Annotated in this window: 3 protein-coding genes; 1 reads left to right on the top strand and 2 read right to left on the bottom strand. The window is 50.1% G+C overall.

The features are described from left to right. Positions 1-759 precede the first annotated feature (759 nt). The gene (locus Q0X57_RS06640; protein WP_297729328.1) at positions 760-2,670 is read left to right on the top strand and encodes a hypothetical protein; all 1,911 of its coding nucleotides are present in this window, start codon (positions 760-762) and stop codon (positions 2,668-2,670) included. 302 nt (positions 2,671-2,972) lie between these two features. Here the strand turns inward: Q0X57_RS06640 and Q0X57_RS06645 are convergent, their stop codons facing one another. After that, a complete protein-coding gene (locus tag Q0X57_RS06645) occupies positions 2,973-4,832 on the bottom strand; it encodes a hypothetical protein (RefSeq protein WP_297729330.1) in 1,860 nt (619 codons plus the stop codon). Beyond that, complete coding sequence (locus Q0X57_RS06650) at positions 4,822-7,221, bottom strand: leucine-rich repeat domain-containing protein (protein WP_297729334.1); 2,400 nt, start codon at positions 7,219-7,221, stop codon at positions 4,822-4,824. The genes Q0X57_RS06645 and Q0X57_RS06650 overlap by 11 nt, the downstream gene beginning before the upstream one ends. Between the last annotated feature and the right edge of the window lie 293 nt (positions 7,222-7,514).

Below are 7,514 nucleotides of genomic sequence, written 5' to 3' on the forward strand. Positions count from 1 at the left end.
ATATATCTCCTGAGAGATGTAGAGTACTTTCTTGTCTTTGGCTGCCATAGTGTGATTTACTTTCGTTCCCTACAAAGATAGTGAAAAGTGGCGACATCGCCCCGCTCCGCTATTCGCCCAGGGCTGACGCATTATATCTTTGTACTCCATTAACTACACTTGACGACAACTCTGGAATATGAGGATTGAGCTTGACTGCCTAGCGCTATAGTTGCTACTACATCTTCGCCACGTCCGATATCTCCCGAGGAATTTCCCAATAGCTCACGAGCAAACGAAAATTCCCCCCCGAGGGGCGAAATAAAACTTCGGAAGAATGAAATGAAAGTTCGGAAGAATGAAATCAAAGTTCCGAAGAATTTGTTCGCTTCCTCGCTGGATAATCTGAAATCCCCACCGAGAGATTTCGGATTTCCTCTGAGGGGTGTATTGGCGGTTGGCTAGTGGCACTAGTGCTCCTGGTGCCACTAGCGGAGTCCCTCTAGTCTCTAACTTCTAATCTCTAACCTCTCCCGCCGCAATTCCTATCCTGGTCTTTTTGGTCATATTGCAGATTTTCTATACCTTAGGCGTCCGTTTCAAACAAGCTTACTACATAAGAGCTACACAATACATATCAGATTACAAACTATAATGCTCACGCTCAGACATTATCAAGCATTGTCATAAAGCACAGCTGATGCCTCGTCTTGAAGCATCGGAGAGTGAGTAGTCAAGACAAGATAAATACAACCCATATACCAATCAATAGAATCAGATATGCAATCAACCAAAAACCTCTTAGGTAAAATAACTAGACTGTTCATAGCTCTGACTATCCTATCCGTCTGCTATCTACAGTCCTTCGCTCAGGAAGAGAGCGACATCATCACCATACAGACAAAACTGCCTGTAGGTAGTGAGTTTGATATAGATATAACTCCCTATGAAGACACGCCAAAGTTTGATATCCAAGGGGTCTCTGGGGATCCTGACAACGGCTATAAACTCACAAACCAGACCGTAACCATCAAGGGTCGCATCAAAGAGCTAATCTGCAATAAAAGAGAGATCACACACCTTGACCTCTCTAAGGCAAAGCGCCTGTCCAAGCTAGACTGTCGAGGCAACTTACTCACAGAGCTAAACACCTCTGCAGTTCAAGACCTCCAGTGGTTCGCCTGCAATGACAACTCGATCAGCTCCTTAGACCTATCGAAAAATGAAAAGCTAGAATACTTATACTGTCATAAGAACCAACTCTCTAGCCTAGATGTAACTCACAATAAGCTCCTGATAGAGCTCTATTGCACAGACAATCAGTTGACATCGCTAGACGTTGATCAGAACAGTAAGCTACGCCTTCTCATCGTACACAATAACAAGCTCTCAGACCTCCGCGTATCTCACAATCCAGAGCTTACACAGATCTCTTGCGGAGGCAACAACCTCTCGAAGCTAGACCTACAGAGTAACACCAATCTCGTCAAGTTAGGCTGTAACAGCAATAAGTTATCCGCTCTAGACTTGTCTCACAACGTGAAGCTAGAGATGCTCTTTTGTTACGAGAATCAGTTCAAGTCAATAGATCTCTCCCAGCTCACTTCTCTAAAGCAGTTCTCCATAGGGTCTAACCAATTAGAGAGTCTTGATCTCCAGCACAACCCGCTTTTGACTCAAGTCAAGTGTGGCAACAATCAACTAAAGCAACTAGACCTTGCCAAGCTAGAGAAGCTATCTATCCTAGACTGTGGCAATAATCAGCTATCCAGCCTAGACCTAAAGAACAATAAGATCCTCTCTACCCTCTACTGCAACGACAACAAGCTCGAGGCTATAGACCTCTCAGCGAACGACAAGCTGATTACGCTAAATTGCAGCAACAATAGCATTGCAAAGCTGGATCTAGCGCACAACAGTCTCCTAGGAGAGCTACATTGTGCTGGGAACAAGCTGACCTCTATTGACCTGTCCGTACCCCAATACATACGGCACCTAGACGTTGAGGGTAATGCGCTCCAAGCGCTTGACCTCTCCAAGCAGACTATGCTCTCAGGGCTCGCTTGTGGCAACAATAAGCTGACAGAGCTTAAACTCTCTGCATGCAAGTCTCTACTTGAGCTACGCTGCGCAGGAAATCAGCTAAAGCAACTAGACCTATGCGCTAATACTAAACTCAAGCTAATCAACGCATCAAAGAACCAACTTAGCGAAATCCTCACGGAGAGCCTAGAGAAGCTCATCTCACTCAACGTATCTGAGAATAACCTGTCAGCCGCACTCCTCACACAGCTACTAAACAAGCTCCCAAATGTATCCTCTAAAAAAGTACCCGAGGAGCATACTGGATGGATGAAGGTCGCTGACATTAGTAATAACCCGGGAAGCCACGAGGCTGATGTGACAACTGCTAGAAACAATGGATGGACGGTCAAAAGCGCCACCACAGCCATCGCACACCCAGCTAATCGTCAAGTCGTCCTAACCTATCATCCCGATGGTCAAGCGCTCCATGCTGATAGTGACTGTAGCACGATCCAGCTACTCAACGTAGAGGGACAGCTCCTACTACAGACCAGCGGTCAGAAGCAGGACATCTCCATAGCTCACTACCCACAAGGCACCTACATTGCCGTTGCTTATGGTGCTAACGGCGACATCCTAGACAGATTAGTCTTCCTAAAGAACTAGTAGGAGTCTATCGCCTTAGCTCTCTGTCTCTAATCGGGACAAGAAGAGCTACTCTTAGCGCAAGATTGGGTCGCACGATCCCGATCTTGCGCTTTTCTTTAGTCGTCTTGGCTCAACTGGCTAGTGAGGCATATCTTAGTTGTCTCAGGACTATTGCTGTTTGGCAAAAGTTTCGCCAACATAGCCATTGTCCAACGGCATTCATTTCCTCGGAAAGCAATAAAATAGGAGCTACACCTACAAAGGAGTAGCTCCTACCGTTAGAAGAATAGTCTCACCATATAGGTGAGGGTCTGACACTATTAGTGTACGAGGATAGGTGCCGTAGCGTAGCTCCCATCCGCTCTATTGAGCAGTACGACATACTTGCCAGTCGCTAAGGAGAGCGCTAGCGAAGTTGCTCCAGAAGGCTCGATGCGAGCGACGACAGCACCCGAGAGGTCTACGATCATAAGCGACGTAACGGAGACCTCGCTCTCTAGGTGAAGTTGCTGCGCCTCGCTGTCGTAGTAGACTCGTAGGTCGTCAGCGATAGGGGCGGGCGTGTCGGTGCCGTTGAAGTAACCGTCGACCGTGAGCTCCCAAAAGCCAGATCGGAGTGTCGGCTGTAAGTCGTCAGACTCCACCTCTTCGCCACCAGCTGCCCGTAGTGCGGAGCGGGGCTGTGAGCTACCCATCTTCTCACTGGTGATGAGACAGACGTAGCGATAAGCGTCCTTTTTGGTGACGCCACGCAGAGTGAGCTTTGCTTCATTGGCATCGGGGATTGGCTGTAGTGTGGTCATATTGTACCACCGATAGTGTTCGTCGCCGATGAGCGAGCCTGGATAAGTTGCGTCAAAGGTGACATCGCTACCCGATGATACGCTCTCCTGGTGCAACTTACTATAGCGTCGCTGCATGCCAAAGCGAAACATACAGTCTTTGTTTTTGATGAAAGCACCCCACGCCTTAAAGTCCGCAAAAGAGAAGCGACAGTTGCGCACGTCAATCATATCTAGGTTCTCAAGCTTCTTGTAGAAAGCTGACACAGAGCCCGAGAGATCATTGTGGCTCAGTGTGATCTTGCCTAGTCCTGTCGCATCTCGCCACTCAGCGGGTATAGAACCTGAGAGCTGGTTGTGTCCTAAATCTAGGTACCACAGCTTCGCTGGAAGATACTTAGGCAGAGCGCCTGTAAACTGGTTGTGGTCAGCAAAGAAAGCCTCGCAAGCGTCCAGTACACGCAGATCTGCGGGGAGAGAACCAGTCAGCTTGTTGTTGGCACATGAGAAGCGAACCAAGTTATATAGATCCAAGACGCTTGCGGGGAAAGGGCCTGTAAATTCATTATTGTTGAGATAGAGTCGCCCAGGCTCCGTAGCTCCCAGACCTAGATCTAGTGTCTTACCAAGGAGCTGCAAGGCACTAAAGTCTGGTATCTCGCCACTCATCTTGTTGTTTTGGACAGAGAGGATCTGTAGGTTAGTACACTCATTGATAGAGGCTGGGATAGAACCTGTCAACTGATTAGCGGTGAGCTCTAGCACCTGGAGCTTCTTGCAGATACCTATCTGCTCGGGCAGCTGACCTGAGAGATTGGAGTAGGAAGCGTCAATATACTCCAGCTGAGGCATCTTAGAGATGTCGGGTAGGGTACCAGTGACCTCGGAGATTACATTCCCTTTGGCATCCTTATTACAGAGGTTTGCCAAGTGTAGTACCTTTAGGTTGACTAGCTTATCAAGGTTAGGCAGCTGGCCTGTCCATAGATTACTGGTGAGCGTGAGAGCCTCCAGTTTGGTTAGCGAGCCTAAAGCTTCGGGGATAGAGCCCGAGAGCTTATTATTGGACAAACCCAATAAGCGAAGTTCGGGGAAGGCGGTGAAGAGGCTCCCTGGCAGTTGTCCCGTCAGTCCGACCCCGTCGAGAGCAATGCCCTGTACGTGTCCGCCTTTGATGATTACACCCTCGTACTTGTCAGGTCCTGAGGCAGCGCGCCAGTTGTACCCCTCAGCCCAACCTGTTCCACCGCACTGGTCGTAGATCTCGAGGAGTGCCTTCTGCTCCGATGCGGGGATGACGCTCTGAGCTTGTAGCGAGGAGCTAGTGCTCCCCCAGCCGAAAAGGAGGAGGAGACTAGCTAGTATGATCGTATAGAGTTGTGATTGCTTAGCGTACATATATCTTATAGCTTGTTTGATCAATAGTTACAATGTATAGACCCTCTGTGAGTGGTAGCTGATGCTTGCCAGCAGATAGACGGAGCGTCTGAAGCTGTAGTCCTGCGGGTGTATAGATAGAGACAAAACTCTCGGGTGCTGCAAGCTCTAGATAGAGCATTCCCTCGGCACCATAGACGAGAGCCGTGTGAGCCTCCTCAGCAACTGGTGCGATAGGTGTACCCGCTGAGGCGAGCTTGTAGTGCTTGAAGTTGCGCCACGTATCAGCTGCCTGATAAGCCTTCTGGATCTCCTCCGAAGCGACGACGACCGTCACCGTCTTGTAGTGCTCCTCGGTAAATGCGTCCTCAGACGTGACAGGAGGCACCTCACGAAGCGACGTAATCGTCTTAAGCGAGTCACAAGCATAGAAAGCCATCTCCTTGATCTCGTTGACGCTCTCGCCAAGCCAAATCTGCTTGATGTGTGAGCAGTTGGTAAAGGATTGCTCGCCTATGTCGGCAACCTTCTTAGGGAAGCGGACCTCCTGCAGCGAGACGCAGTCAAAGAAGCCGTAGTCTGGTATCAGCTCAATGTTATCGGGGAAGACGATCGACTCTAGCGAAGCGCAACCATGGAAGACGCTCTCGCCAAGGTTCAGAGCCGTCTGAGGTAGTGCTATACTACGCAGAGCGGTGCAGTAGCTAAAGGCCTCCTCATCAATGGTAGTCAGCCCCTCTGGTAGCACTACCTCCTCAAGGAGCATTGCATTGAGACAGCTAGAGGCAGGAATCGTCGTAAGCTGCTTCGGATAGGTCAGCTTACGTAGCTGAGCGTAGTCCTTGAAGCTGAAGCCCTCTAGCGGATTTGCCTCAGCATCGTAGGTAACCTCGCCGAGATCTAGCTCCTGCATGCGGGGAAGCTGTGCGAGCGCCTCCAGGTCTGCACTCGTTATCGTGCCCGTGAGCTTGACCGCACGGTATAGCTCGGGGGTAGTCAGTGCGGTGATAGTACCCTCTAGAGGCTTCTCGGCAGAGACCTCAGCCGTGAGCGTCAGCATCTCTGAGACATTGGCAAAGGCCTTCCACCCATCAGCAGCTGCGTAAGCAGCCTTGGTTCCCTCAGGCACGATGAGCGTGAGCTCGCTCATAGCAGAGAGGTCGGCTAGACCAGCTAGATCCTTCGCCTTGTCAGCCACAATGGGTGTCGGGTTTGTCACGATCACCGTCTTAAGTGCTTTGCAATCACCGAAGACCTTGTCACCCATCTTCTTCATTGAGCGAGGTAGCGTCACCGTCTTGAGGCTCTTACAATTGGCAAAGGCACCATATAGTATCTCCTCACACGCATCAGGTATCGTTAGCTCGGTGATCGCTGTACGAGCGAAAGCTCCGCCCATAAGTATCTTAAGCTTTGAGGGCAAGATAACATTAGCAAGTGCCTCGCAGCCACTGAAGGCGAGCCCTCCGATCTTCGTCACACCAGCAGGGATCATGATCTCCTTCAGTGCCTTACAGTGCTTAAATGCGTTGTCACCGATGCTCTCTAGAGCTACACTCTCTATACTAACTTTTGCGAGCGCCTCGCAACCAGAGAATGCGTCATGCTCGATGGTGCGCATCAGTGATGGTAGCTGAATCTCGGAGAGACTTGTGCAGCCCTCGAAGGCGAAGGCGCCAATCTTCTTAAGGGACTTCGGCATATCTAGCTCCTCAAGTGAGGTACAGCCCTTGAATGTAGCGAAAGGTATCTCCTGTAGTGTCGGAGGTAGCGTCACCTCGGAGAGCGCCACGCAACCAGAGAAGACGGAGCCTCCCATTGAGACGACGCTCTCGGGGAGCTCTACAGACTCCAGTGCCTTACACCCCTCAAATGTTGCTCCTGCTAGCGTGTCAATGCTCTCGGGAAGCTGGATAGCCGTTAGGCTCTCGCAGAGACCAAAAGCCATCTCGCCGAGATAGGTAAGCCCCTCGGGGAGATGTATCTCGGTTAGCTTGGTCCCGTTTTGCAGACAGCGAATCCCTAGTCGAGTCACACTGCTCGGTAGCGTGATAGAGGTGAGGCTCTCGGCTAGACTGCCAGAAAAGAGAAAGCAATCTGGCATAGTGCCAGGTACCGTCTTGACAGGCTCCACCATAGAGGGTGTGCCTGTGTATCCACCGCCAGCGACGATCTTCACTTCAGAGAGATCAAGCGTGGTGATGCCAGCCGTGCTTCTCAAAGCTCCGAAGTCGTTCGCATTGAGCGAGCCCTTAATCTTGAGATTGGATCGCTCGGTTGTCTCGCTCAGCTTCTTCTGTAGCGTGCCTGGCTCTGTGACCTCAATCGTGGTCTGAGCCGATAGTGACGCTACGCCCAACCATAGGAGCAGGGAGAGCGCACAGGTTAATAATGAGTAGTAATGCTTCATATGCTATTTGGTTTGATTAGAATTGTCTAAACGTCCTCTATAGGTAATTGCTCTAGTTGTGAGATTTATAGAGTGATAGCGATGCAAAGGTACCTCTTATATGCAAGAAATACAAGGTAATGGCGGGGGGAGGGCGAGGTTAGAAGTTAGAAACTAGAGGGATTTCACTAGTGGCACCAGGAGCACCAGTGCCACTAGCCAACTGCCAATACCCTCCCCCGAGGAAATTCGAAATCTCTCGGTGGGGATTTCAGAATATCCAGCGAGCAACGAACAAATTCTTCCGAACTTTC

Origin of the sequence: uncultured Porphyromonas sp., from assembly GCF_947254915.1 — a bacterium.
Classification (GTDB): domain Bacteria; phylum Bacteroidota; class Bacteroidia; order Bacteroidales; family Porphyromonadaceae; genus Porphyromonas.